General features: G+C 66.0%; 27 protein-coding genes and 1 pseudogene. 16 read left to right on the top strand and 12 right to left on the bottom strand.

The annotated features are described in order from the left end of the window. Positions 1–111: 111 nt before the first annotated feature. Positions 112–1,299: a helix-turn-helix transcriptional regulator gene (locus tag AB0H61_RS21200; RefSeq protein WP_357307035.1), complete on the bottom strand. Its 1,188-nt coding sequence runs from the start codon at positions 1,297–1,299 to the stop codon at positions 112–114. A gap of 166 nt (positions 1,300–1,465) precedes the next feature. Between AB0H61_RS21200 and AB0H61_RS21195 the strand changes: the two genes are divergently transcribed. The 3 genes and pseudogenes from AB0H61_RS21195 to AB0H61_RS21185 all read left to right on the top strand — a co-directional run. Further along, the gene (locus AB0H61_RS21195) at positions 1,466–1,699 is read left to right on the top strand and encodes a hypothetical protein (protein WP_357307033.1); all 234 of its coding nucleotides are present in this window, start codon (positions 1,466–1,468) and stop codon (positions 1,697–1,699) included. 449 nt (positions 1,700–2,148) lie between these two features. Continuing rightward, positions 2,149–2,445, top strand: a complete 297-nt coding sequence (locus tag AB0H61_RS21190) for a hypothetical protein (RefSeq protein WP_357307031.1) — start codon at positions 2,149–2,151, stop codon at positions 2,443–2,445. Between the two features lie 15 nt (positions 2,446–2,460). Beyond that, positions 2,461–2,664: pseudogene (locus AB0H61_RS21185) on the top strand (M23 family metallopeptidase); the annotation flags it as partial. Between the two features lie 199 nt (positions 2,665–2,863). Here AB0H61_RS21185 and AB0H61_RS21180 read toward each other — a convergent pair. Together AB0H61_RS21180 and AB0H61_RS21175 are read right to left on the bottom strand one after the other, a co-directional pair. Next, positions 2,864–3,655, bottom strand: coding sequence for an ABC transporter permease (locus tag AB0H61_RS21180; protein WP_357307029.1), 792 nt, complete (start codon positions 3,653–3,655; stop codon positions 2,864–2,866). Beyond that, positions 3,652–4,602 (bottom strand): ATP-binding cassette domain-containing protein, encoded by a 951-nt coding sequence (locus AB0H61_RS21175; RefSeq protein ID WP_357307027.1) that lies wholly within the window; start codon positions 4,600–4,602, stop codon positions 3,652–3,654. The genes AB0H61_RS21180 and AB0H61_RS21175 overlap by 4 nt, the downstream gene beginning before the upstream one ends. A gap of 182 nt (positions 4,603–4,784) precedes the next feature. Here AB0H61_RS21175 and AB0H61_RS21170 point away from each other — a divergent pair, with 182 nt between their 5' ends. Beyond that, the gene (locus AB0H61_RS21170) at positions 4,785–5,510 is read left to right on the top strand and encodes a helix-turn-helix domain-containing protein (RefSeq protein ID WP_357307025.1); all 726 of its coding nucleotides are present in this window, start codon (positions 4,785–4,787) and stop codon (positions 5,508–5,510) included. 82 nt (positions 5,511–5,592) lie between these two features. On the opposite strand, the gene AB0H61_RS21165 is transcribed toward AB0H61_RS21170, so the two are convergent. Further along, positions 5,593–7,050: an MDR family MFS transporter gene (locus tag AB0H61_RS21165; protein WP_357307023.1), complete on the bottom strand. Its 1,458-nt coding sequence runs from the start codon at positions 7,048–7,050 to the stop codon at positions 5,593–5,595. Between the two features lie 356 nt (positions 7,051–7,406). On the opposite strand from AB0H61_RS21165, the gene AB0H61_RS21160 reads away from it, so the two are divergent. The 6 genes from AB0H61_RS21160 to AB0H61_RS21135 all read left to right on the top strand — a co-directional run bounded on the left by AB0H61_RS21160 (position 7,407) and on the right by AB0H61_RS21135 (position 11,631). Beyond that, complete coding sequence (locus AB0H61_RS21160; protein ID WP_357307021.1) at positions 7,407–8,084, top strand: TetR/AcrR family transcriptional regulator; 678 nt, start codon at positions 7,407–7,409, stop codon at positions 8,082–8,084. 140 nt (positions 8,085–8,224) lie between these two features. Beyond that, on the top strand, positions 8,225–8,605 hold the full coding sequence (locus AB0H61_RS21155; RefSeq protein ID WP_357307019.1) for a hypothetical protein: 381 nt from the start codon (positions 8,225–8,227) through the stop codon (positions 8,603–8,605). Positions 8,606–8,710: 105 nt separating this feature from the next. Further along, the gene (locus AB0H61_RS21150) at positions 8,711–9,820 is read left to right on the top strand and encodes a hypothetical protein (protein WP_357307017.1); all 1,110 of its coding nucleotides are present in this window, start codon (positions 8,711–8,713) and stop codon (positions 9,818–9,820) included. Positions 9,821–9,902: 82 nt separating this feature from the next. Next, positions 9,903–10,550 carry a TetR/AcrR family transcriptional regulator gene (locus tag AB0H61_RS21145; RefSeq protein ID WP_357307015.1) on the top strand — a complete coding sequence of 216 codons (648 nt, stop codon included), beginning with the start codon at positions 9,903–9,905 and terminating at the stop codon, positions 10,548–10,550. A gap of 14 nt (positions 10,551–10,564) precedes the next feature. After that, a complete protein-coding gene (locus AB0H61_RS21140; protein WP_357307013.1) occupies positions 10,565–11,101 on the top strand; it encodes a VOC family protein in 537 nt (178 codons plus the stop codon). Positions 11,102–11,121: 20 nt separating this feature from the next. Further along, entirely contained in the window at positions 11,122–11,631 is a 510-nt protein-coding gene (locus AB0H61_RS21135; protein ID WP_357307011.1) for a carboxymuconolactone decarboxylase family protein, read from the top strand. A 74-nt stretch (positions 11,632–11,705) separates the two neighbouring features. On the opposite strand, the gene AB0H61_RS21130 is transcribed toward AB0H61_RS21135, so the two are convergent. From AB0H61_RS21130 to AB0H61_RS21115, 4 genes are all read right to left on the bottom strand, one after another. After that, positions 11,706–12,491: an MBL fold metallo-hydrolase gene (locus AB0H61_RS21130; protein WP_357307009.1), complete on the bottom strand. Its 786-nt coding sequence runs from the start codon at positions 12,489–12,491 to the stop codon at positions 11,706–11,708. Positions 12,492–12,582: 91 nt separating this feature from the next. Further along, positions 12,583–13,569 carry a zinc-binding dehydrogenase gene (locus tag AB0H61_RS21125; protein WP_357307007.1) on the bottom strand — a complete coding sequence of 329 codons (987 nt, stop codon included), beginning with the start codon at positions 13,567–13,569 and terminating at the stop codon, positions 12,583–12,585. Positions 13,570–13,846: 277 nt separating this feature from the next. Then, positions 13,847–15,010, bottom strand: a complete 1,164-nt coding sequence (locus AB0H61_RS21120; protein WP_357307005.1) for an alkane 1-monooxygenase — start codon at positions 15,008–15,010, stop codon at positions 13,847–13,849. A gap of 165 nt (positions 15,011–15,175) precedes the next feature. Next, on the bottom strand, positions 15,176–17,746 hold the full coding sequence (locus tag AB0H61_RS21115) for a cytochrome P450 (protein ID WP_357307003.1): 2,571 nt from the start codon (positions 17,744–17,746) through the stop codon (positions 15,176–15,178). Positions 17,747–17,864: 118 nt separating this feature from the next. On the opposite strand from AB0H61_RS21115, the gene AB0H61_RS21110 reads away from it, so the two are divergent. The 5 genes from AB0H61_RS21110 (at position 17,865) to AB0H61_RS21090 (ending at position 21,595) form a co-directional block, all read left to right on the top strand. Beyond that, the gene (locus tag AB0H61_RS21110; RefSeq protein ID WP_357307001.1) at positions 17,865–19,142 is read left to right on the top strand and encodes a glycosyltransferase; all 1,278 of its coding nucleotides are present in this window, start codon (positions 17,865–17,867) and stop codon (positions 19,140–19,142) included. After that, on the top strand, positions 19,139–19,900 hold the full coding sequence (locus tag AB0H61_RS21105; protein WP_357307000.1) for an ABC transporter permease: 762 nt from the start codon (positions 19,139–19,141) through the stop codon (positions 19,898–19,900). Before AB0H61_RS21110 ends, AB0H61_RS21105 begins: the two co-directional genes overlap by 4 nt. Positions 19,901–20,072: 172 nt before the next feature. Beyond that, the gene (locus AB0H61_RS21100; RefSeq protein WP_357306999.1) at positions 20,073–20,480 is read left to right on the top strand and encodes a hypothetical protein; all 408 of its coding nucleotides are present in this window, start codon (positions 20,073–20,075) and stop codon (positions 20,478–20,480) included. 95 nt (positions 20,481–20,575) lie between these two features. After that, entirely contained in the window at positions 20,576–20,887 is a 312-nt protein-coding gene (locus tag AB0H61_RS21095) for an NAD(P)H-binding protein (RefSeq protein ID WP_357306997.1), read from the top strand. A 54-nt stretch (positions 20,888–20,941) separates the two neighbouring features. Further along, positions 20,942–21,595 (top strand): LppP/LprE family lipoprotein, encoded by a 654-nt coding sequence (locus AB0H61_RS21090; RefSeq protein ID WP_357306995.1) that lies wholly within the window; start codon positions 20,942–20,944, stop codon positions 21,593–21,595. A gap of 4 nt (positions 21,596–21,599) precedes the next feature. Here AB0H61_RS21090 and AB0H61_RS21085 read toward each other — a convergent pair whose 3' ends face one another. The 4 genes from AB0H61_RS21085 to AB0H61_RS21070 form a co-directional block, all read right to left on the bottom strand. Next, a complete protein-coding gene (locus AB0H61_RS21085; protein ID WP_357307305.1) occupies positions 21,600–21,767 on the bottom strand; it encodes a hypothetical protein in 168 nt (55 codons plus the stop codon). Positions 21,768–22,032: 265 nt separating this feature from the next. Beyond that, on the bottom strand, positions 22,033–22,533 hold the full coding sequence (locus tag AB0H61_RS21080) for a L,D-transpeptidase (RefSeq protein WP_357306993.1): 501 nt from the start codon (positions 22,531–22,533) through the stop codon (positions 22,033–22,035). Between the two features lie 187 nt (positions 22,534–22,720). After that, positions 22,721–23,128, bottom strand: coding sequence for a cupredoxin domain-containing protein (locus AB0H61_RS21075; RefSeq protein ID WP_357306991.1), 408 nt, complete (start codon positions 23,126–23,128; stop codon positions 22,721–22,723). A 138-nt stretch (positions 23,129–23,266) separates the two neighbouring features. Further along, positions 23,267–23,785, bottom strand: a complete 519-nt coding sequence (locus AB0H61_RS21070) for a L,D-transpeptidase (RefSeq protein WP_357306989.1) — start codon at positions 23,783–23,785, stop codon at positions 23,267–23,269. A 216-nt stretch (positions 23,786–24,001) separates the two neighbouring features. Here AB0H61_RS21070 and AB0H61_RS21065 point away from each other — a divergent pair, with 216 nt between their 5' ends. Further along, positions 24,002–24,184, top strand: coding sequence for a hypothetical protein (locus AB0H61_RS21065; RefSeq protein ID WP_357306987.1), 183 nt, complete (start codon positions 24,002–24,004; stop codon positions 24,182–24,184). Positions 24,185–24,252 lie beyond the last annotated feature (68 nt).

Below are 24,252 nucleotides of genomic sequence, written 5' to 3'. Positions count from 1 at the left end.
GCCGCCGGTGCCGGTTATCGTTGCGCTGGCAGGTCTGAGGGAGCAAGTATCACCGCCGCTCGGCCGAAAGAATCCTCCGATACGACGACGGCTGACTGAGCTCGGTTCTGGTCAACTCCAAATTCGGCGTCGAGCTGTGGATGCGGCCTGAACCTGGTAGGTATCGCGGAACGCTTCGCGCACCATGGCCGCGTCCGTAACATCCCGGTGTTCGATACCGGAGACTACCTCGGACACGCGCCAGTAGTGGGAGGGCACCAGGTTGCCGGAGGTCACCACGGCCAGCGCCACGTCCGCCGCCTCATCAGGCTTGTCGGCCGCGACCAGAGCCAGCCCAAGGTCCAGGTTCGCCATCGCGATGCGACGCGGTCGGACGGACGCGGCCCCCACCAGATCGGCGAGGACGTGCCGGGCGTAGGACTCCGCCGCCGGATCACCGATCCACGCCAGTGTGGTGGCCACGTAGGTATCCGATTTCGCCGGGTCGTACCGGAAATGGTGCTCCGGCCGGTCGGGCGTGCTCAGCCCGGAAACCAGCCTGGCGACGCGGCGTAGCGCCCCGTATGTGCCCTTGCTGTCCCCAAGCCGTGCCAACACGCGGCCCTCCTGGGCGGTGGCCTGGATGAACGCCGAACTGCCCTCCGGGGCAAGGGACTGCGCGGCGCGGGACAGCTCTGCCGCAGCGGTGAACTCGCCGCCGATCAGCTGTTGCCATGCCCGCGTCTCCAGGCACCATGCGGCGATCTCGCGGTGCCCCGCTTCGTCTGCCAGCTTCCACGCCAGGTGTCCCCGCGCCGCTGCGGCGGAGGGCTCGCCCAAGTCGATATGACATGTGCTGGCCAGCAGCGACATCCAGCCGACCGTGACCAGCAACCGGCGGTGCTGGATCAAGGTCTTCCGGCTGTCCATCAGACGTCCGGCGTAGCCGAGATGCTGCCGGATACGCACCAGGAGTTCGCCTGGTGGCGTGGTGGGGTACGCCGCTGCCAGTTCGTCCACGGCCAGCTCCAGGCGGTCCAGCGTGTCCCCGCCCAGGTCGGACGCGGCGACTCGGTGAATCCATTCCGCCGTTGCCCGCTCACCGTCGGCTGGTTCCACGAACAGCGCCGATCCGATCCCCAGGGCGTGGGCATAGGCGGTGATGTGCTCGGGCCTGACCTGGCGCTGCCCGTTCTCCAGCATCCCGAGCAACGACTTGGAGAAGTTCGCCCGCGCCGCCAGGGCGGACAGGCTGAGTCCGGCCGCTTCCCGCGCAGCACGGAGCCTCTCACCTGTGACGTTCTCCCCGCTGGAGTTCATGAGACCAACGTTAACCGGGCGTTGTCGCGCTTGTGGACTCTTGTGGACCGCAAGGTGGTTACCGAGCGAAATACGCACGCCTAGCGTTTGTTTCAGCCCCCGCGTCGGGTCCAGCCGGACGCCTAAGCGCGGGGATTGCCAACGCCGACAGCGAAGGGGGCTGGAGATGGACCTACCCGCACAACGCGACGATGAAGACCTCCGCAAGCTGGCGCTGGCCCCGGATGGCGGCATGACATTCCTGCACCACGACGACGGCACATGGTCGTTCGTCGATGACGATGGTTGGCCGGTCGACCCCGAAGAACTCCACGCCGAAGTGACGTCGACGATTGCGGCAGTGTCTATGCCGGTGATCGACATCGAACCGATCTCTGTGCAGAACAACGAGATTCGATGATCAGCGACGGATGGATCACGTTCGGGTTCATCGTCGTGATCGGCCACCTCTGGCGGTGCTGGTGGTAGCCCCCACCGGCCCGGTCCCGCCGGGCATCGGCGAGCTCGATCCCCGGTGTCGGGTGCCTCCAACCGGATCGCGCCAGCCCTCCAACCGGATCGCGCCAGCAGGGGTGTGAGGGGATCGTATGAATACACACGAGGCCCGGGTCGTGAGGGCCATCCGAACTACCGGCCCGCACAGTGAGGATGAGCTCCGTGAAGTTATCGAAGTGCTGAAACGGCACGAGATACACAAGGCAGTGATGGCGCTCGCTGACCGCGGACTGATCACCGCTGTCCCAACCCTGCGGTCGACCACGTGGGGTCTCAGCGAGCGCGGAAAAGCCTTCGTGCGGTCGACTCGCGGCGGGCTGTCATCGATGTCCCGGCGCGTCAGTCGAGGACATCATGAGGTCGGCGCCGACCGCGATCGGCTACCTTCGCAGGGATATCTCGCGCGGCACACAGCAATGGGACGAGACCGGGATTCGCGCTCGCGCTAAGTGTCTCGGCTACGCACTCGCCAAGACGGTCGTATTCGGCGACCAGACCGACGACCCCGAACAGCGCCTGGTCAACGCCGTCCGGGCGATGGACGCCGACGCCGTGATCGCACCCAGCCTGGCCCATTTCGACGGCGAGGTGCCCGAAACCCTGGTGCGGCTGTGCGAGCTGAACGTGATCGCACCGAGGGCGTCGACCTAAGTTCGCGCGCCGGACGGCACCGTATCCATCTACGCCCACCAAACCGAGGGCAGTATCCGCGTCAAGGTCGGCGACGAGATCCCCGCGGGGACCCAGATCGGCGCCGTGGGATCCACCGGCAAATCCACAAGGCCCCATCTGCACTACGAGGTCAGGCGCGATGGAAAGGCCATCGACCCGACCGACTATCTCGCGGCACTCAACAACATTCGCGTCTGACGATCGCCGCAGACCGAGAACCCTTGCCGGGCCGCATACGGTTCGGCAGTCGAGACCGACAGCTCCGATATAGGTGTCGTAGTGATCACGGACCACATACTCGCGCTTGCCATTCCGTGAGCCTATGCCAGCGAATCTTGTCCGGCCGACGGCCCACAGCCCGTCGCGCATTGCACGACGGGCTGTTTCGGGGGTGCGGTCAGCGGGGGTCGCGGTTGTAGAGCTTTCTGGCCCACAGCGCTCCGACCAGGGTGATGCTGAGGCTCCACGCGATGGCCATGATCCCGTTATTGCCGATCGGTGTGCCGGTCAGCAGTCCGCGGACCGTCTCGATCATGGGTGTGAAGGGCTGGTATTCGGCGAACCAGCGCAGTGCGGTCGGCATCGAGTCGGTCGGGACGAAACCGCTGCCGAACAGCGGCAGCAGCATCAGCGGCATAGGGATATTGCTGGCGATCTCGACCGAAGGGGCGATCAGGCCGAGTGCGGCCGACAGCCAGGTGAGGCCGAGGGTGAACAGGACAACGATGCCTGCGGCGCCGAGCCAATGCAGCGGGCTGGTGGTGGCGCGGAAGCCGAGCAGTACCGCGATGCCGGTAACGACGGCGGTGCCGAGCAGCGCTTGAATCATGCTGCCGACGACGTGTCCGATCGGTACCGACGCTCGGGAGATCGCCATGGTGCGGAAGCGGGCGACGATGCCCTCGGTCATATCGGTGGCCACCGACACCGCGGTGGCGGTGGTCGCGGAAGCCACTGTCATCAGGATGATTCCGGGGGCGATGTAGGTGAGGTAGTCGGTGCGGCTGCCACCCGAATGCCCGGGTAGACCCGCGCCCAGGGTGCCGCCGAAGACGTAGACGAACAACAGTAGGAAGACGATCGGCATGCCGATGATCATCAAAGTCAGGGTCGGGTAGCGCAGCATGTGCTGAAGGTTGCGGCGCAGCATCGTCGCCGAATCGTGTGCGGTGTGGGCGAGAGTGCTCATCGGACGGATTCCTTATCGGTGGTGCGGGCGGTGCCGGTGAGGGTGAGGAAGACGTCGTCGAGGTCCGGGGTGTGAACCGACAGGTCTTCGAAGGCGATTTGGTGTTCGTCGAGCCGGGCGAGCAGAGCTCGCAGGGAGGCGCTGCTGCCGTCGCCGGGGACTTGCAGGGTGAGTGCTTCGCCGTCGGGGGATCCCTGGCCGAGGGCCGCGCGGGCGGCGGAGAGCAGGCCCGGGTCGGCGAATCGCAGCACGATGTGGCCGCCGGGGATCTGACGCTTGAGTTCTTCCGCGGTGCCCTCGGCGATCAGGTTTCCGTGATCGAGTAGCGCGATCCGGTCGGCAAGCTGATCGGCCTCCTCCAAGTACTGCGTGGTGAGGAAGATGGTGACGCCGTCGTCGACCAGGCCGCGGACGATATCCCACATGGTGCGTCGGCTGCGCGGGTCGAGGCCGGTGGTCGGCTCGTCCAGGAAGATGATCCGAGGGTTGCCGACCAGGGTCATCGCCAGATCGAGCTTGCGGCGCATGCCGCCCGAGTAGGTCGCCGGGGGTTTGTCCGCAGCCTCGGTCAGTTCGAACCGCTCCAGCAGTTCGGCGGTGCGCCGCTTACCTTCCGCCCGGCTCAGCCGGTGCAGGTTCGCCATCAACATCATGTTTTCGCGTCCGGTGAGTATGCCGTCTACCGCGGAATATTGGCCGGTGACGCCGATCGCGGCGCGGACGGCGTCACCGTCGGTGATCAGGTCGTGGCCCGCGACCTGGATTCGGCCGCCGTCGGGGCGGATCAGCGTGGACAAGACCTGGACCATCGTGGTCTTGCCCGCGCCATTCGGGCCGAGCAACGAGAAGATCGTCCCTTCGTCGACGGTGAGGTCGACGCCGTCCAGAACGACCTTGTCGCCGTAGGCCTTCCGTAGCCCGGTGGCCGTGATCGCGGGGGTTGCCATGGGTTCATCCTCTGTCGAAGCAATTTCAGTACGACGCAAAAGCTACGTTGCATTCAAAAGTTTGTCAATCAGAATCTGCTAAATTGGATGAATTACCAGGTCATTAGAAACCATCGTTGCAATGACTATGCATCTTTAATGCAACGGTTGCTGCGTGTCAGTTGCAATGAAGGAAGTGTCGGGTGCATGCTGTCGACGACATCGAAGCCGAGGAGGAGCGCATGCCGGGAGAAAGGCTGACCGATGAGGACCGCCAGCAGATCGCCGAAGGGCTGGCCGAAGGACTCTCCCTCGCCGAGATAGCCCGACGCCTCGCACGGCCGACCTCGACCATTGCCCGGGAGGTATCCCGTAACGGGGGACTCGACGGCTATCGGGCCGACCACGCACAACAGGCCACCGGCCAACGCGCTCGCCGGAGCGGATCGGCTACCCGGCCCACGGCCGCCGCCGAGCGAAAACCTCAGGCGGAACGCGACTTCGAGGAATGGTTCGGCGCGGTACTGGCAGGGACCGGACTCCCACGCATGATGGCCAGGGTCCTCGCCCGCCTGTGCACCACCGACAGCGGCAGCCTGACCGCCGCCGAATTGACCCAGCAACTACAGGTCAGCCCGGCGTCGATCTCCAACGCCGTCATCTACCTCGAAGAACAGCAGATGATTCGTAGAGAACGCGACCCTCTGCTGCGACGCGACCGCTACATCATCGACGACGACGCCCTGTACCGCTCCTGGTTGGCGAGTGCGCGCGCCAACCTCATGCTCGCCGAAGCCGTCCAGCAGGGCGCGCAGACCTTCGGCGTCACTTCCCCCGCCGGAGCCCGGCTCCACGACATGGGTGAGTTCCTCGGACACGTCGGAAACGACATGATGCAAGCCGCCGAACGCTGGTGGGCTTCACGCTGAAACGGGGCAAGGTACCACGCCCGAGTACGACGAAGCCCCCGGCGAAGGATGTCGCCAGGGGCTTCGTCCTACTGAATCCCGTTCAGCCCTTGACCAGTTCGGGGGCGTCGGGCTCCTCGGCTGCTTCCGGGGCGGCGGCCCGGCTCGGCAGCAGCGCCGCCATCACGATCACGATCAGCGCGAGTGCCGCGGAAACGAGGAAGGCCAGGCGCATACCGTCGAGGTGGGCGGCGATGGGGTCGGTACCGTCGGCGACGAGTTCGGTGCTGCGAGCCGACATCACCGTCACCACCAGTGCGGTCCCGAAGGCCGCGGCGACCTGCTGCAGGGTGCCGAGCATGGAACTGCCGTGCGAATACAGCTGCTGCGGGAGCGCGCCGAGGCCGAGGGTGAAGACCGGGGTGAAGGTCGCGGCCAGCGACACCATCATCAGGATGTGCAGCGCGATCAGCTGCCAGTAGGGCATGGTCATCGAAATCTGGGTGAATCCGGCCAGTGCCGCGGCGATTCCGATCGATCCGGGAATCACCAGCATGCGTCCGCCGAACCGATCGAACAGGCGCCCGACGGTCGGTCCGAGCAGACCCATCGCCAACCCGCCCGGCATCACCAGCAGACCGGTCGCCAAGGGACTCAGACCACGCAGGTTCTGCAGATACAACGGCAGCAGGATCATCGATCCGAGCATCGCCATGAACGCGACCGACATCAGAACCAGAGCCTTGGTGTAGGTGCCTGCCAGCAGGACCCGCAGATCCAGCAGTGGAGTGCCGGTGCGCTGCAGGCGCAGCTGACGGAGCGCGAACACCGCGATGAGGGCCGCGCCTGCCGCCACGATCAGCGCCGGGCCGGCCAGGTTGTCGCTCTCGAACCGACTGAGCCCGAACACCAGCCCGCCGAACCCGATCGCGGCCAGCGCCACACTGACCGGGTCGATCGCGCCGGCTTGCGGTTCACCGACGTTCTCCAGCTGACGCAGGCCGAGCCAGGTGATGATCCCGGTGATGGGCAGCACCAGCACGAAAAGCCAACGCCACGAACCGACCTGCAGCACCAACCCCGAAATCACCGGACCCATCGCGGGTGCCACCGAAATGGCAAGGGTGACATTGCCCATCACGCGACCGCGGTCGTGCTCGGGCACAACGGTCATCAGCGTGGTCATCAGTAGCGGCATCATCACCGCGGTGCCGCCGGCCTGGATGATCCGCCCGAGTAGGAGTACCGCGAACGACGGCGCGACGGCCGACAACGCGGTACCGGCCAGGAAGACCCCCATCGCCACCGAATATGCCTGCCGGGTCGACACCCGCTGGAGGAACCAGCCGGTGGTCGGGATGACGGCCGCCATCGTGAGCATGAACGCGGTGGACACCCACTGCGCCGTCCGCTCGGTGACCTCGAGGTCCGCCATCAGACGCGGGATCGCGTTGATCATGATGGTCTCGTTCAGGATCACCACGAAGGTCGCGAGTACCAGCACCCGGATGACGGTCGGTGTCCGTCCTTCCGAGGCTGGAGCGGATGGGTCGGCGGACATCGGTACCTCCGGAGAGTCGGGTGTTGGCGGGACATCTGTGACGCCGCAAGATCGAGTCCCGGCGCCACGGTGGTTGTGACGGAATCGGTCGCTCGAACTCATCGGGCGCGCGTAAGTATTCCGGTTGGCACCGACACGAATCATCCGCTTTTCCCGCGGATCCACCCGCGAGGTCCTCGGAAACCGCTGATCAGCAGCCATTCTCACGGGAACCGAAATCGGATAGTGAGCCTGATCACGTTCTGGTCGCTCGCGCCGGCATCTCGAATCGGCCGGACTCGGACGGGGGTTCCGGCCACGCCGTCGGCGCCGAGCGGCTGCCGACCCGGTCGATCGAGCTGACGTATAAATGCTGCATGGAAAGCCCCGGTCCCGAGATCGATGATGAGCAGGCGCCGCCGTCGATGGCGCGGGCGTCACTGCTGCGCGAACTACCGGCGACCCCGCGCGGTCTGCGGACCAGGTCGGCGCTGATCGCCGCCGCGCGCAGCGTGTTCGAGAGCCGCGGCTACCTCGAGACGAAACTGTCCGACATCACCACGGCCGCGAAATGCTCCGCCGGGACCTTCTATACGTATTTCGGCAGCAAAGAGGAGATCTTCGCCGCCGTGCTCGTGGTCGCCCAAGAGGACATGATGCACCCCGGCATGCCCCGGATGGCCGAGGACGGCGATCCGGCGTCGATCATCGAGGCCTCCAACCGTGCCTACTTCACCGCCTACCAGCGCAATGCGAAACTGATGGTGCTGCTCGAACAGGTCGCCAATATCGACCCCGAGTTCCGTGAGCTGCGCCGACTGCGGGGCGAAGCGTTCATCGGACGTAATGCGCGCAGTATCGAGAATCTCCAGGAACGCGGTCTGGCGGATCGGAAGCTGGATGCGATGCTCGCCTCGCGAGCGCTCTCGGGAATGGTCAGCCGACTCGCCTTCGGCCACTTCACCACCGACGACGAACTCTCCCTCGATGATCTTGTCGAGGCCGCGACTCGACTGTGGGTCAACGCGCTGCGCATTCCGGCCGAGCGGGTGTAACCGCCCCGCGATCGCGCCCGGCGACCAGGTCGCCACGCACGACCTGATCCGCATTGCCTCGCCGGGTTGTCCGTGCCAGCCTGGTTTTCACCAGGGAAGCACGCTGAGACGCCGCCGGTTCGGCACTCGAGGAGGATGTCGTGAGGGATAAGGCCGGGCTCGAAGGGGAGGCGGCCCTGCGGGTCACCGTCGAGTTCGCCGATGCCTCGTGTCGATCACTCGATATCGGGTGGTCGTCCGCCGCCCCGTCGGCTCCGCACAAGAAGTTCGAGTACGCGCGGATATTCCTGGTGGCGCTGGGCGACGAACCGCGCCGGATGTATCTGGACATCGTCGACGGGAGGCCCCGGACTTCGATGCGGTTGCCCGAGGCGCTGGCCGTCGGTGAGTACGCCATCGAGGTCGACGCCTATGGCAGTGCGAGCTGGGGGGATGGCCGATTGGAGGCGCGCGGGCGGAGCGCCTCGTTCACGGTCGGCGTGTCCGTGCCGGGTGAATCATCCGGCGGCAGCGGGGGTTAGTCCTCGATTCGGACCGCAGCCGTCGGTGGCGTGCTCGGCCGGGGTTGACGGGCGCCACCTTCGCTATTAACTTGTTAGTCAACAAGGAAGTTTTCAGGAGGTGTGGTGAGCGCGTTGAACGCCGAGCCGGTGGTCGGTTCGAGGATCGACTACTTGGCGCCCCTGCATGATCCGACGTTGGATCCCGGTGCCGTGCTGGCCAGGATTCCGTCCTGTGCCGCGGATTTCCGCGCGGAGTTCCGGCTCACCGGCACTCCCGATTCGATCGACACCTATGACCTGATCACGCTGCCGTATCCGACCCGGTTCGGGTTGTGGCGAGCATCGATGGCTCCGGCGCCGTTTCTGTCGATTACCAATCGCATGCTGATCGTGCGCTGGACTGAGGCCGATGGGCGGCGGCGGACGCTGCTGTTCGAGCCCAGTGATGTCGAATTGGGCACGAATACACCGTATTTCGCCGCGCTGGCGAGACGGACGCCGGGGCCGCTGGAGACGTTGTTCGTGCGGCGTCATCGGGATGTGCTCGCGCACCTGCGATCCGCGGGCATCGACCCGGCCGAGATCGACTACCTCGTCTTCGATCATCTGCACACCCAGGATGTGCGGCGCTGGCTGGGTACCACCGAACCGCAGCCGGATCTGGGCGCGGTGACTCCGCTCGAGCCGATCTTCCCGAATGCCCGTCTACTGGTGCAGCGTTCGGAGCTGAACGCGCTCGATCACCTGCATCCGCAACAACGGCCGTGGTACCAGCCCGACACCTACCGGGACCTGCGGCCGGAAGCGATCACCCCGGTCGACGGTGATCTGCTGCTCGGTCCCGGCGTCGCGCTGATCGCCACGCCGGGACACACCACCGGAAATCAGACGCTGGTGCTGAATACCGATACCGGCATCTGGGCCAGCAGCGAGAACGCCATCGCCGCGGAATGCCTTGTCCCGCGGCATTCGAAGCTGTTGGGCGTGCGCCGGTGGGCGCAGGAGTGGGATCAGGGTGTGGTGGTGAACGCCAATACCGTCGAAACGATTGCCGCTCAATACAACTCGCTGATCCTGGAGCGTTCGATCGTCGATGTGTCGCAGCGTGACAGCCGCTTCCCGCAGTTCTTCCCCTCCAGTGAACTGACGCGTCGATGGACGAACCCGGGGACGGCCCCGACGTTCGTGCACGAGCACATCACCCATCGCGGCGGCCGGAAGGGGACCGTGTGAACGATGCCCGGCCGGGAGCGTCGGCCGCCGTGCCTCCCGGGCTACCGTCATGACGACAGGTCACCCCACGGGAGGAATGGTCATGAGTCGAGCCGATGCCGCATCGCGTCGTTCGCAGGAGGAACGGCGGTCCGAGGCCGAGCGCAGGTTGCTGGAGTCGGCGGCGGAGCTGGTCGGTGAGATCGGCCCGTCGAAGGTCACCCTGGCGGCCATCGGCGACCGAGCGGGTTACAGCCGCGGGCTGGTCACCCACCATTTCGGCTCGAAGGGCGCGATGATGGAGCGTCTGGTCGGCGTCGTGGGGGAGCGATTCCGGGAGGATCTCGTCGACGCGACCGCGTCGGCCTCCTGGGCGGACTTATTGCTCGAATTCGTACGCGCCTACTTCGCCGTCGTCTCCGATATGCCGCCGATGAACCGGGCCCGCCTGGTGCTGTGGGCCGACGCGGTGGCCACGCCATCGGAACTACGTCCGGCCATCACCGCCTCGGACCGCGAATTCCGCGAAGAACTGGCCAACCGCATCGTGCAGGGCCAGGCCGCAGGCGAATTCGCTCCCGATATCAACTCGGCGGGCCTCGCGACCGTCACCGTCGCCATGCTGCGCGGCGTCGCGCTCCAGAAAATGCTCGACCCGGACCTCGATCTCGACGCGGGCCGCGTCGAGATCGAACACCTACTGCTCACCCGCCTCTGCTCCACGGCGGACGGCGAAGTACCACCCGGATAGAAAGAAGCTGTGCCATGAGTCGGATCTTCGGACGGATCGCCCAGTTGGGCTACGTCGTACGCGATATCAATGCCGAAATGCGGCGCTGGATCGACCAGGGCATCGGACCCTGGTTCTACGTCCACGACGTGCCGATGGATTTCTTCACGTATCGCGGAATCGTTTCGCCCATGAAAATGAGTGTCGCCCTCGCCAATTCCGGCGACGTCCAGATCGAGCTCATCCAGCCCCGCAATGACGCGCCGTCGCTGTACAAGGAATTCCTCGACTCGGGCCGGGAAGGACTCCAGCACATCGCCTACTGGACCGACGACTACCAGGCGCTCTACGACAAGGTATTGGGTCTCGGCTACGAGATCGGGCACGAAGGCTCCATCGGTGGCGAGCAGGGCCGCTTCGCATACCTCGATACCGAGAAGACGTTCGGGCACTTCATCGAGATCTCCGATATCAGCGGCCCCAAGGGCCAATTCTTCCAATACATCCGGGAGGTCGCCGCCACCTGGGACGGCAGCGACCCCATTCGCGGCGAAATCGACAAGCTGGCCTGAGCGGACGAGGACATACGGATATGACCGCTGTTGAATACCCGGAGATCTCGACCCTGCCCGCCGCCTTGCAGGAGGCGCTGTCGACGCACCGGGCCAACGTCTACCGGATGGTCGCGCACTCGCACGGGATGGGACTCAGCTTCCTGACCATGGCCGATGCCATGTTGCAGACGAATTCGGTGCCGTTCCCCTTGCGGGAGTTGGCGATCCTGCGTGTGGGTCATGTCTACGAATCGCCCTATGAGCTGCACCATCACGAAAGGTTCGCGCGCGCGGTCGGTCTGGGCGAGGACGCGATCGCGGCCGCGGCGACCGGTGCGGGCGAGGGACTCGGCCGCGAAGAGGCGGCCGTGCTGCGGTGGACCGATCAGTTGCTGGCCGAGCACACATTGAGCGATACCGCCCGCAAGGAAGCACTCGAACTGTTCAGCGTCACCCAGCTGGCCGATTTCGTGCTCACCGTCGGCTTCTACCAACTGGTGTGCAACTTCCTCAACACCTTCGAAGTCACCACCGACGGGGAAGGGTGACGGTCGGCCGTGCCGAGGTAGCCGACTGCCTGTGCGCCCGGATCGACGACGATCCGGGCGCACAGGCGTACGTCCTATTCGGTGGCTCTCGCGTGTTCGAACATGCCCCGGTCGTGCGAGCAGATCAGCATCAGGTCCGGTTCGCCGCGCCGGTAGAGCTCGCCGAGGCGGGCGTGATTCTCCCGCACCCGCTGCCGGTCGAATGCGACAGCGGCTTCCATGCCCTGGAGGACGGCCGGTACCGGTGCGGAGCGGTCCAGCGTGCCGGGGTGGTAGAAGCAGTCCCCGCAGTGCAGGATCCAGCGGTGCCCGGCGTCGACGGCGACGCAGGCGTGCCCGCGCGTATGCCCGGGCCGGGAGATGAGCACGATGCCGGGAGCGATCTCGTCGAGTTCCCGAGCGGCGGCGAACCCGCGCCACGACTCGCCGCGCGGGGTGTGTTCGACGATCTTCGGGCCGTGTGCCCACTGGGCGGGGCGGAACCGCCGATTTTCGGACCAGCTCGGCGAGGTCATCGCGCCGAGCACCTCTGCGGCGGTGATATGGACGCTGGCCTGTGGGAAGTCGGCGAGACCGCCGATATGGTCCAGATCGAGGTGGGTGATGATGATGTGGCGCACGTCGTCGCGGCGGAAACCGAGCCGCTCCACCTGGCGGGCCGCGGTCTCCTCCGGATCGAACACGGGGCGCAGGAAGTGCCGCATGAGACCGATACGGCGCGCGGGATTCTCGATGTCGTGCAGGCCGTAGCCGGTGTCGACGAGCACGAGGCCGTTGTTCGTCTCGATGAGTAGGACGTGGCAGACCAGGCGGGTGGTCGGCAGGTTCATCGTGCCGCAGTTGAGGTGGTGAACCTTCATGGCAGAGGACTTCTTTCGGTGCGGGTGTCCAGAGCGGAGAATGGCGGGCGCGTCCGGTGACGCGTCCCGCCGCCGACGAGTACCGCCGCGGTCATGGCATTTCGATGACGACTTTGCCGATGGCCCGGTAGGAGCGCATGTATTCCGCCACGGCCTTTGCCTCGTCGAATCCGAAGACGCGGTCCACGACGGGACGAATCCTGCCCGCCGCCACCGCGGGCAGGACCTCGGGAACGAGCGCGGCGCAGACCCGACCCAACTCCTGGGGAGTGCGCACGCTGAATGTCGTACCCTGCAACCGCAACCGGCGGAATGCGAGTTGATCGAGGTCCAGCATTGCCTGGTGGCCCGCGAGCCGGCCGATATTGATGATGCTACCGCCGAGCCGGGTGGCCGCCAGCGAGTCGGCCAGCACCTGCCCGCCCAGGTGATCGAGGACGAGGTCGACCCCCACGCCGTTGGTGGCGCGGCCCACGACATCGGCGAGGGTGTCGGTCTCGGTATTGACGATCACGTCGGCTCCGGCGGCGGTGAGCGCTTCCGTCTTCGCCCCCGAGGTCGTGGTCGCGATGACGAGGCTCGCTCCGAGCGCTTTGGCGAGCTGAATGCCGAGCAGGCCGATCGCCGAGCTGCCGCCGAGCACGAGCAGGCTCTGGCCCGCGGTGAATCCGCCCTGGGTCACGAGGGCGTCGTGTTCGGTAGCCAGTCCGACGGGCAAGGCCGCGAGGTCCGTCCACGCCCGATGCGCGGGCATGGCGATAGCGTGCCGGTGGTCGAGCAGCGCGTATCCGGCGAACGCGCCTAGCCCGGCGCCACCGACCCGGTCGCCGACGGCGACGGTGTGCACGCCGTCGCCGACGGCCTCGACCTTGCCGGCCATTTCCAGGCCCGCGGTATAGATGTGGCTGGTCTTGGTGTTCAGGCTATAGCTGCCGTCCAGCATGTAGAGGTCGGCCCGGTTGACGCCCGCGGCACGGACGCGGACCAGGATCTGGCCGGGACCGGGTGTGGGTACGTCGAGGTCGCGGACCTCCCAGTCGGGTCCGGCACCGCCGACGAGTGCACGCATGGTCGCCATCAGGGTCTCCGTTCGAAGTGGTTCGCCGATCGATCGATGGTTGTTGCGCAGTTCAGCGGGGTCCGATCGACTGCGGGTAAAAAACTTACTTGTTAGCTAACAAGTTACAGGCTAGAGGGAAGGTCGTCAAAGGTTTGCTTCGGCTCGGTGGACCTGCGCGAGCTCGCCCCGCGTGCTACCGGTTCACAGCGGCATTCGAACGGTCAGGCCGGATTGATCTCGCATAGAGCTCTGCGCCTCTTGCCCTGGCGCCCGCCGGGGCCCGTTCCGAGCTCGATCAGCGCGCGGCATCCCGGTCCCGGTTGAGCCGGACGATGCGACGCCGGGCTCCGGGTTTGGTGTTGACGAGGGTGATGTCGCCGCCGTAGTGGTCCAGCACCCGGTGATCCATGACCGCCCGCCACAGCGGGGGTATGGCGGCCAGCACGACCATGCTGGCGTAGCCAGCGGGTAGCTGTGGCGCCTGCTCGGAACTGCGCAGGGTCTGGTAGCGGCGGCCGGGATTGGCATGGTGGTCGCTGTGACGTTGTAGGTGGAACAAGAATAGGTTCGTGATCAAACGGTCGCTGTTCCAACTGTCGCGCGGTGTGCACCGTACGTAGTTTCCGTTGGCGCGGCGCGGGCGCAACAATCCATAATGCTCGACGTAGTTCACCGTCTCGAGCAATCCAGCGCCGATCACTGCCTGTAGCGCCAGGAATGGAATGACCATGGGCCCGAAGACCACGATCATCATGCCGAATAGCGCGACGCTCATCGACCATGCTTGTAGGAGATGGTTGTCGATGCTGAACCAGCGTCGTCCTTTACGGGACAGGCGTTCGTGTTCCAAGGCGAGTGCCGAGCGGAAGCCGCCGAATACGCTGCGCGGCAGGAACTGCCACAGCGACTCGCCGAATCGGCCACTGGCCGGATCCTCCGGGGTGGCGACGCGAACGTGGTGGCCGCGGTTGTGCTCGACGAAGAAGTGCCCGTATCCGGACTGTGCCAGAGCGATTTTCGCCAACCATCGTTCCAGCTGCTCGGAGCGGTGACCGAGCTCGTGGGCCGCGTTGATGCCGATACCGGATACGACACCCAGTGTCACGGCGAGTCCCAGCTTATCGGCAAGGCTCAGCTCGTTTCTGGACCACAGGTATCCCGCGATCAGCAGGCCGATGAATTGCATGGGCAGGAAAAGGAAAGTGCACCAACGATAGTAGCGGTCGTTGGACAGCGCCTCGTAGTCCTCGTCCCGAGGATTGCTTCCGTCATCGCCCACCGCCCAGTCCAGCAATGGAATAGCCACGAACACGATGATCGGGCCGATCCACCAGAACAATTCCTGCCCGGTGTGGGCCACCAGTTGTGAGGGAAGCAGTGCGCAACCCGGAGCGATCAAACCGAAAACCCATAGATATCGCTTGGGGTCACGAGCTTCTGAATTTTTGAATATCGTCATGGTCGTCCCGCTGCTCCGACAAACAACACCCGGTGAGTGTGGCAGTAGAAAACGGATACGCTGAACTCTTGATCAAGAATAGCTATTTGCTAGCTGTACGCCAGAGATCTGGAGAAATGACCTTCTGACCGGGCGCCTACCCACTTCAAGCAGCGGAAACACGGCCTAGCGGGGATGGAGCGTGACGGGCAATGCCGAGGGGGACAGGACGAAATCCCGGTTCGAGGCTCGGACCGGGTAGGTCGGGTCGGGCGTCGGCCGCCAGCGGGCCAGCAGCGCCGCCGACGCGAGGGTGATCTCCAGCAGGGCGAAATGGTCGCCCAGGCAGCGGCGGCGGCCGACACCGAATGACAGGCTCGCCTTCTTGTCGATATCGGCGGCGCGCTCGGGTGACCAGCGAGCCGGGTCGAACGACTCCGGGTTCGGGAAGTAGCGCTTGTCGTGCTGGACCATATAGGGACTGAACATGATGGCGGTGCCATCCGGAATGGTGAGCCCGCCGACGGTGATATCGCCGTCGGCGGTGCCGGCGCTGATCCACGGCCCCCAGAAGCGAAGGGTTTCCGCCACAACCTGTTTCAGGTAGGGCAGTGCGCCGATATGTTCGGCGCGCACCGGACCGGATCCGACGACAGCGTCGAGTTCGGCATAGAGTTGCTCGGCGATCCGAGGCCGCCGCATGACCTCGTGCCAGAGCCATCCGGTCAGCGATGCCATCGAACCGACGCCGCCCGCTAGCATGAGGATCGCTTCATCGATGATGTGCTCGTCGGACAGTATCGCACCGGTCTCGCTGTCCCGGTGGCGGATGAGGGCGGAGACCACATCGTTGAAATCTTCATCGCGGCGCCGGTATTCGGAGACGACCTCGCCGATGGCCCCCCGCAGGTGGCGGGCCTTGGTGCGCCACCGCCGGTTGGCGACGAACCGGAGCTTGCGCAGTTGGGGCGGTAGCGCGGTGCGCAGGATGACCTGACTGAGCAGCCACGGCACATTGTCCCGGATCTCGCGTCTCGCGTCATCGCTGAATTCGGCGGTGAACAGGGTGGAGGAGACGGTGTCGAGTACCAGTCCGTGGGCCTCGTCCATGAGATTCACGCGCCCGCCCGATGGCAGTCCCGCCGACCAGGTTTCGGCGATGTCGGCCGCCGATTTCGTATATTCCGCCAGGCGGCTCTGGCGCAATGCGGGCGCGATCATGCGCCGCCGCAGCTTGTGCTCGTCGCCGCGCAGGACGTTGACCGATCCGCCCGCGATATCCTTGATCGCCTCGCGCAGATCCTCCCGATTGAATTCGGCATCGCCCAGACCGACCTCGCGAACCAGATCCGGTGTGGTGAGCAGATATCCGGTCTTCTGGCCGAAGAAGATGCGCACGATCGGCCCGAGCTCCGACAGCGAGGTCACGAATGCGGGGGCGTCGCGCAGCGCCCGCAGGCTGTGCCCGACCAGCGGCAGCTGTCCCGGTGCCGTCGGAATCTCCGAAAGCGACTGCGGCATCGGCAAATCGGAACTGCCCGCCGAGTTCTCGCGGGCCTTCTCATAGACCGCGAGCACCGTCTCCAGCTGACGCGATTGCCGCACCGAGTCGCGGTGCGGGCCGAGCGCCGCGCGCATCCGCGTGAGTGCGGCGCGATCGGCGGTGAGCGCCGTGAGGGTCTCGGCGAGGGACGCGGCCGACGGATCCGCGGTGCGAATACCGCCCTCGGCGGGCACCGACTCGGCGAGGGCTGGATCGCAATAGATGATCGGCAGACCCACCGCCACCGCCTCCAGCAGCACCATGCCCTGTGTATCGAAACCGAGGGAGGGGAACAGCAGCGCGTCGCCGTCGGCCATGGCCGCCATGCACTCGGCCTGGGTGACCCTACCGTGCAGGCGGATTCGATCCCCGAGCCGGAATTCGGCGATGGCCGCCGCCGCATCGGCGCGCAGGTCGCCGTCGCCGTAGATGTCGAGGGTGCAGTTCTCGACGCGTCGCACGGCGTCGATCGATTCGAGCAGCCGCTTCTCGGCGGACAGCCGCCCACTCCAGATCAGCCGCAGCGGTGTGCCCGCCTGCCGTTCGGCGACCGGTGCGCCGTCACGGGTTTCGAGTAGTTCGTCGTCGACGCCATTGGATACGACCTGGATCGGCTGGGTCAGGCCGTGCGCGAGCAGCAGTTCGGCGAAGTGGTGGGTCGGTGCGATGACCTGATCCGCGGTCTGGGCCTGGCCGACGATCGTCCACCAGGCATGACGCGCCGCCCGGCTTTCCGGGCGGCGGGGCATGTGATGGCGGTGCGGCACGAACCGGCCGTGCAGTGCGCGCATTGCGAGTGCGGCCGGATACGGTGCGGGCGAAGTGTTTTCGATGAACGCGTCATCTCGGCTCTGGGCGGTGTGGATCAGGGGGAGCCGGTGCCTGCGTGCCGCCCGCGCCCCCGCGATGGCAACCCCGTAGGTGGTGTGCGTGTGCACCAGATCGATCGGTCCGCGTGCGGCGAAGACGGTATCGACCAACTCGTCGTTGCGCTTGGTGGGCAGCACAACGGCGTAGCCGTTCACGCCGAGACCACCGACGGCGCGCAATGCCACCACATCCGCGGGCGCGTCGGCCGCCGCGCCCGGTAGCGGCGCGACAAAGAGAGTGACACGGTGACCTGCGCGTTCGAGTCCACGGCACAGCGAGGCGACCGCGGTCTGGATCCCGCCGAGCGTGGTCGGGTGGTAATCCATGAACATCGCTATGTGCACAATGGGCACTGTACCGACGCCCGGCACGTGCGGGAGAGCCCATAATTCTGTTGCCCGCACCCGAAGTCGTCGGTGGCCATGCCGTGCCGACGGGTACGACAACATCGAAAGTAGTGCCGTGAAAATAGCGATTCCGCTCACCGGAACCCGTGGTGATGTCCAGCCGGTGGTGGCACTGGGACTCGAACTGCGGCGGCGCGGTCACGATGTGCTGTTGGGTGCGCCGCCCAATCTGGTCGATTTCGTCACCGCCGCGGGTTTGGCCGCCCGGGTCTGCGGCCCCGACGTGCAGCAGCTCTACAGCTCGGAGGCCGGACAGCAGGCCCTCGCGGCGGGCAACACCCTGCGCTTGATGCAGTTGGTGGCGCGACAGATGGCCGACTACGCCGAGCAGATGAACCGCGAGGTCATCGACGTGTGTGGAGGCGCCGATCTGATAGTGGCCAGCACCGTCACCGAGGACCGGGCGAGTTCGGTCGCCGAGGCGATGGGCGTCCCGTTGGTCAGCCTGCACTATTTTCCCTGCCGGTCCAACGGTGCGTATCCGTTCCCCGGGGCGCTACCGCCGCACTGGAATCCGCCCGCGCCGGTCAATCGGGCGACCTGGCTGTTCGCCGAGAATCTGCGCCGCGTCGTGTTCATGCGCTACCTCAACGACCTGCGAGCGACCTTGGGGCTGCCGAAATCGTGGGCGGGCACCGCTTCGGTGCTGGCCGCCGGGAATGTCCCGGAAATACAGATCTACGACCCGGCGCTGGTTCCGGGGCTGCCCGAGCAATGGGATGAGCGCAGGCCCTTCACCGGATTCCTGACCCTCGATGACGCCGCTCGTGAAGCCGTCGGCGAGCTCGCGGGCGATCACGCGGACATCCTGTCCTGGATCGACGCCGGGGCGCCGCCGGTGTTCTTCGGATTCGGCAGTATGCCGATCCGCGACGCGGGCGCGGTCTTGGCGATGGTGGCGGAGGTGTCGGCCCGGCTGGGTGTGCGTGCGCTGGTCAGTGCGGGTTGGAGCGATCTGGACATCGCGAACGTGCGGGTCGACCCCGATATCAAGGTGGTCGGTCCGTTCGCGCACGATCTGGTCTTCCCACGGTGTGCGGCCGCGGTGCACCACGGTGGTATCGGGACGTTGTTCGAGAGTCTGCGCGCCGGACTACCGACGCTGGTGTGTTCGGTGTCCTTCGAACAACCCATGTGGGGCGCGCAGGTCGAACGTCTCGGGGTGGGCGCGCACCTGAAGTTCACGCAACTGAGCGCGGCGCGACTCGAACAGGGCGTGGCGTCCTTGCTGACGCCGGAACGCCGTTCCCGCGCCGAGGTATTCGCGAAGACTCTCCGGACCGAGGGAGCCGCGGCCCTGGCCGCCGACATCGTCGAGGCCGCCGCCCGGTGAGGACGCACATTCTCGACGACACCTACGTCATGTTCCGCCGCTGCGTCCGGCATACCCTGCGCAGCCGGGACACCCTGATCATCTCTTTACTCATGCCGATTCTGGTCATGATGCTGTTCACCTACGTGTTCGGTGGAGCCATCGACGTGGGCGGATCCTATCTGAACTATGTGGTGCCGGGAATCATGCTGCTGTGCACGGGTTTCGGCTCATCGATCACGGCCACGGCTGTCTCGGCCGATATGACGCGGGGCAGTATCGACAGGTTCCGCACGCTACCGATGTTCCGGCAGGCCGTGCTGGCCGGACATGTCGCCGAGGGTGTCGTCCGCAATGTCGCTGCCATCGCGGTCGCGGTCGCCGTGGCGATCGTCCTGGGCTACCGGCCGCAGGCCGGTCCGGTCGAATGGCTGTCGGCGGCGGCGGTGATCATCCTGTTCGTGACGGCGATTTCCTGGATCGCCGTGGCATTGGGGCTCGTCGCCAAGAATCCCGAGGCGGCCGGTGGTCTCACCTACGCGATCATGTTCATCCCGTATATCAGCAGCGCGTTCGTTCAGACCTCCACCATGCCGGAGTGGTTACGTGGTTTCGCCGACAATCAACCGGCCACACCCATCGTGGAAACGGTGCGCAGGCTGCTCGACGCCACCGACGCCGGACAGCACGCCACGCTCGCTGTCCTGTGGTGCATCGGGCTCGCGATCGCCGGATTCGCCGGTGCGAGCGTGGTGTTCAGCCGTCTGTCGTACCGATAGCGGAGCGGGGCGGTCGGGCCGAACGGCTCGACAGAGGAGAGCGTTGCGACGGTTCTCCCACATGGGGCGGCCGAAAGGGGGACGATGGAGGGGCGCGGTGCCGTCGTGGCCGCGTTCTCGTCTCGTTGTGCTCAGCGATTTCTTTCCGCCACACAAGGAGGGACGAAGATCCATGGTGACTATTCGCAACCAGCAACGCTCTGTCCTCGCCCCGATCGTCTTCGCCGCGATGGGCGCGGCCTTGGCGTCGGCAGCGGCTCCCGCTCTCGCCGACGACGGCGTCGATATCACCGGCGCCGCGCCGAGCTCTGTCAGCGTCGACTACAGCTGTGATGCCTCGGCCGGGGTGACAAGCATTCAGGCGATGGTGGGGGAACCCACCGCGGAACGTCCGGCGGCCATCGGCCTCCAGAACGCCGTCACCTGTGACGGCGCTCGACATGTCGCCGCTGTTCCGTTGAAGGCGGCCGACGGTGCGGCGCCGTTGGCCGCGGGCGCTGTCGTGCAGGTGCGGGTCGCACTGGTCGATCAGAACGACATCGTGGTATCCGGCCAGGCGAAAGTGCTTGCCTTGGAATGAACGGCGTCAGCGCGTGAACGAGGTCGAGGACGTCCCTTCTTGACCTCGATCATGGTTGAGGTCTTAGCGTCGGTTCCGACGAAAGGAACTCGACCGTGACAACACTGGTAACGGGCGCAACCGGGAACACCGGCCGCCATGTCGTCGCAGAACTGGTGCGCCGAGGAGAGCGGGTGCGGGCGCTCACCCGGAATCCGGCCGCGGCGGCCGGAAAACTGCCGCCCGGAGTGGAATTGGTGCCGGGCACCCACACCGCGCCCGACACGATGGACGCCCACCTCGACGGTGTCGACCGGCTGCACATCACCGCGACCGCCGGACTCGCCGAGGTGGGCCCCGAACTGGTGATCCGATTTCACATTCGTCCGCGGAATATTGCGGGACAATGGGTTTCGCATATCCGATGAATACGCGGACCCGTGGTGTGGTTTTCCGCGCGGCCGCCGAATCGAGGGGGAATCGTGCACCGGAAATCGTCGGCATGGGTGGCGGTCGCGGCGAGTGTGGGAATCGCCGCCGCGGGGTGCGACTCGGAGCAGTCGGGCGCCGGTGGAACGTCGGTTCCCTTGGCGCTGCCGCCGAGTTCCGTCATCGTGTCCACGCCGGTCGGCACGCCCGCTGACCGGTCCGAACCCGCGGCGGCGCCGAATTCCGCTGCTACACCGGGACCCTCGACCTCCCCCGTGCGAGCGGCGCCGAACGGCAGCGGGCACGGCCTGTGTTTCGACCTCGATTCGGCACTCGCCGCGTCCGCGGTCGCTCGGCTCGGATCGCCCCCGGCGGGGACGGGATGGGAAATTCAGGAGGCGAGCAATGATCCGATCGACGCGGGATGTTCCGGTGTCCTGTCATGGATGACCGTGGAGGGGCCGGGAATTCATCCCGGAACCCATATCCTGTTCTTCACCGACGGCGCCTATCTGGGTACCGCGACGGCGCAGCCGTACGCCTATACCGAAGTCCTGGGCAAGACGAGGAATACGGTCTCCGTGCAGTACCGGTGGCCGAAACCCGAGGATCCGCTGTGCTGTCCGCAGGGTGGGCCCAGCGTGGTGACATTCACCCTGAACGGAACGTCGGTCCAGGCGAACGGACAATTCCCGCCGGATAACTGAGAAGTCAGTCGGTCGGCTCGTCCGCGGGTGCGGCCGTGCCGGGACCGGACAGCCGGACCACCCCGGCATCCAGATCGAGATCCACCCGTGGGTGGTGTCCCTGGCCGTTGCTGTCCTGGCTGTCCTCGTCGTTCAGCTTCTTACCGGGGAAGAGTTCGCCCATAACGCCCACAGACCCACGATAGTCCCGATTCCGGTGCGGCTGGTCGCCGCATCGGGGCCGCGGTTTGAAGCGCACTTTCCGTTTCCCGGTAACTGGAGGCGTATCGCCTGCTAGATTGTCGATACCGGCGGTACCGTTTTTTCGAGGGGTTTCCGCCGTACTCGACGACTGTGTCGGGAGATGGTCCAGCAGATACGGGGTGTCGTGGGGCGGTGGCGTGCGCGCCGAGTCCGGCATACGAAGCGTTCGCCGGGTGTGTCCCGCTCCGCGGTGGCTACGGCACGACTTCGACCACGTCGCCCGGTGACAGGTGGTTGAAGGTGGCCTCCGCGCCCTCCGGGGTCATCCGGATACACCCGTGTGATTTGTGTTCGATCGGTCCGATGTGGGTGGCGATATCGCCGTTGAAGAACACCGCGAAATGCATCGGGGCGTGATGCATGGTGCTCCAGTGATACGCCTTCTTGAACGCCACCCGGAATACGCCGGGTGGTGTCTCGTACCCCGGCATCCCGTGTGAGATCGGGGTGGCGCCGTAGGTCACGGTGCCATTGTCGATCAGCCATGCCTCGTTCGTCCCGAGCCGCAAGCACAGTCGTGCGTTCGGGGCGCATGGCGCGATGGTCGGAATGATCGCGGGCACGCCCGGGAAATTCGGGCCACCGGGCCACAGTGGGTCCGCCTGCGCGGGTGCGGTCGACGCCAGTCCGGCCGCGGCGATCCCGCCCGCGATCGCGCATCGAGTCACCCAGTGGAGATAACGTGTGCTGCTCATCGCACTCTGACCTCCCTAGCCTCGCCCGCCACCGCGAACCGGCCATCGGTGTGGGAGCCGCCGTATCGGCACGAGCGACGGGACCACGTGAAGCCATCTGATGATTATTGTGAACCGCCCGCTCTTCCCTGCGAGCGCATTTCCCGAACTCCGGGCCGCGACCGCGCGAGGCATCCGACCGGGTAGGTCATTGCCGGATGCTCAACCAGCCCTCCATGAAGGCGTGATATCGGCAGTGGAAGGGGTGGGAACCGATTTCGGTGGGGGCGGTGAAGGTGATGGTCCGGCCTGGCTGGACCTCGTGGTCGAACAGTCCCGGTCGTCGGCTGGTGACGCTGTGCTGGATGGCGTCGTTATTGACCACGGTGATGGTCGCTCCCGGCGTGATCGCCGGGATGGCGCTGTAATTCAGGTCGTTGATCGTGATGGTGAGGTCCGGTATCGGGGCCGGGCCGGGCGGCGTCGGGATGGCGACTTCCTCCTCCGACGAGGTCCCGCAGGCGGCCGCGAGGGTTATCGCGACGATTCCGGCGACCGCCATGAACCGGTGCCCGCGGCCGCGCCGGATGTCGCGGTGACGAACGGATGCGGCCATGGCTGCCTCCTGGCGAACACGTCGATCGCTGGATTCCATGGTAATTCCGCCGCGGAACGCATCGGGCCGGGTCCGGGATAATCCGGGTCTGGCCTGGGGGCGAAGGGAATCCGGCCCTCGACGGTCGCCGGATCGGGATCACTCCACGACTTCGACCACGTCACCGGGCGACAGGTGGTTGTACGTCGCCTCCGCGCCCTCGGGCGTCATCCGGATGCAGCCGTGCGACTGCTCCTCGATCGGCCCGATATGGGTGGCGATATCGCCATTGAAGAAGACCGCCCATTTCATCGGCGCGTTGTGCATCGTGCTCCAGTGATCGGCCTTCTTGAACGCGACCCGGAACTTTCCCGGCGGTGTCTCGAACCCCGGTCGCCCGTGCGAGATCGGCGTCGGACCGTAGGTCACCTTTCCGTCCTCCATGAGCCAGCCCTCGTTGGTGGAGAGCCGCAGGCAGAAGCGTGCTTCCGCGGAGCACGGCGCGTACACCGGCGCGGGCGGCGGCGGTGGGATCAGTGCCGGGACGCCCGGGATATCGGGTCCGCCGGGCCAGAGTGGTTCGGCCTGTGCCGTTGCTGTGACGGTGAGTCCGGCCGCCGCGATGCCGGCGAATATCGCACCTCTGACCGCCCAGTTGCGTGAATGCGTGCTGCTCATCTCATCAACCCCTTTCTCGCTGACCTGCGTCGTTTGCGAGGGTGATGCGCCCACAACATCGCCGAATGCGGAAGACACCTGGAAGAGCAGGCGACAAGCGCGCATCGTAGGCGTGACTTTATCGCCTCCCCACGGGTTTTGACCCGGGTCATCGCGAAACCAGTCCGAGTTGTAATAAGCGCCGGTATCGTGACCGCACGAGCTCGAGGAGGACCGATGCGCCGACACATCTCGGGTCGTATGCTGTGGCGCCATATTCGCCGCGGCCTGCTCCTGTACGGCGCCACGGTGGGCGGCTCCATGTACTGCTATCTGGAATCGGAACGCGAGGAATCCGCGGTCCCGCAGTGGGACTGGTCGATCCCGCACCGTTGGTACGACATGGCCCACCGGGACTGACCGGTTCCCGCTCGGACTTCACCGGGGCCGTCGACACCACATTTCCTGCGGCGCGACTGTGACCCGCG

Origin of the sequence: Nocardia sp. NPDC050710, assembly GCF_040654375.1 — a bacterium.
Lineage (GTDB): Bacteria > Actinomycetota > Actinomycetes > Mycobacteriales > Mycobacteriaceae > Nocardia.
The sequence above is the reverse complement of the archived record's forward strand: the minus strand, read 5'-3'. Positions and strand labels throughout refer to the sequence as shown.

Excerpts from the sequence above, each read along its gene's own strand:
- AB0H61_RS21160 (WP_357307021.1), top strand. The coding sequence starts at position 7,407 with ATGGAAAGCCCCGGTCCCGAGATCGATGATGAGCAGGCGCCGCCGTCG.
- AB0H61_RS21140 (WP_357307013.1), top strand. The coding sequence starts at position 10,565 with ATGAGTCGGATCTTCGGACGGATCGCCCAGTTGGGCTACGTCGTACGC.
- AB0H61_RS21180 (WP_357307029.1), bottom strand. The coding sequence starts at position 3,655 with ATGAGCACTCTCGCCCACACCGCACACGATTCGGCGACGATGCTGCGC.
- AB0H61_RS21120 (WP_357307005.1), bottom strand. The coding sequence starts at position 15,010 with ATGACGATATTCAAAAATTCAGAAGCTCGTGACCCCAAGCGATATCTA.
- AB0H61_RS21190 (WP_357307031.1), top strand. The coding sequence starts at position 2,149 with ATGAGGTCGGCGCCGACCGCGATCGGCTACCTTCGCAGGGATATCTCG.
- AB0H61_RS21070 (WP_357306989.1), bottom strand. The coding sequence starts at position 23,785 with ATGAGCAGCACGCATTCACGCAACTGGGCGGTCAGAGGTGCGATATTC.
- AB0H61_RS21065 (WP_357306987.1), top strand. The coding sequence starts at position 24,002 with ATGCGCCGACACATCTCGGGTCGTATGCTGTGGCGCCATATTCGCCGC.
- AB0H61_RS21165 (WP_357307023.1), bottom strand. The coding sequence starts at position 7,050 with ATGTCCGCCGACCCATCCGCTCCAGCCTCGGAAGGACGGACACCGACC.
- AB0H61_RS21145 (WP_357307015.1), top strand. The coding sequence starts at position 9,903 with ATGAGTCGAGCCGATGCCGCATCGCGTCGTTCGCAGGAGGAACGGCGG.
- AB0H61_RS21135 (WP_357307011.1), top strand. The coding sequence starts at position 11,122 with ATGACCGCTGTTGAATACCCGGAGATCTCGACCCTGCCCGCCGCCTTG.
- AB0H61_RS21075 (WP_357306991.1), bottom strand. The coding sequence starts at position 23,128 with ATGGCCGCATCCGTTCGTCACCGCGACATCCGGCGCGGCCGCGGGCAC.
- AB0H61_RS21130 (WP_357307009.1), bottom strand. The coding sequence starts at position 12,491 with ATGAAGGTTCACCACCTCAACTGCGGCACGATGAACCTGCCGACCACC.
- AB0H61_RS21175 (WP_357307027.1), bottom strand. The coding sequence starts at position 4,602 with ATGGCAACCCCCGCGATCACGGCCACCGGGCTACGGAAGGCCTACGGC.
- AB0H61_RS21100 (WP_357306999.1), top strand. The coding sequence starts at position 20,073 with ATGGTGACTATTCGCAACCAGCAACGCTCTGTCCTCGCCCCGATCGTC.
- AB0H61_RS21195 (WP_357307033.1), top strand. The coding sequence starts at position 1,466 with ATGGACCTACCCGCACAACGCGACGATGAAGACCTCCGCAAGCTGGCG.
- AB0H61_RS21125 (WP_357307007.1), bottom strand. The coding sequence starts at position 13,569 with ATGGCGACCATGCGTGCACTCGTCGGCGGTGCCGGACCCGACTGGGAG.
- AB0H61_RS21080 (WP_357306993.1), bottom strand. The coding sequence starts at position 22,533 with ATGAGCAGCACACGTTATCTCCACTGGGTGACTCGATGCGCGATCGCG.
- AB0H61_RS21200 (WP_357307035.1), bottom strand. The coding sequence starts at position 1,299 with ATGAACTCCAGCGGGGAGAACGTCACAGGTGAGAGGCTCCGTGCTGCG.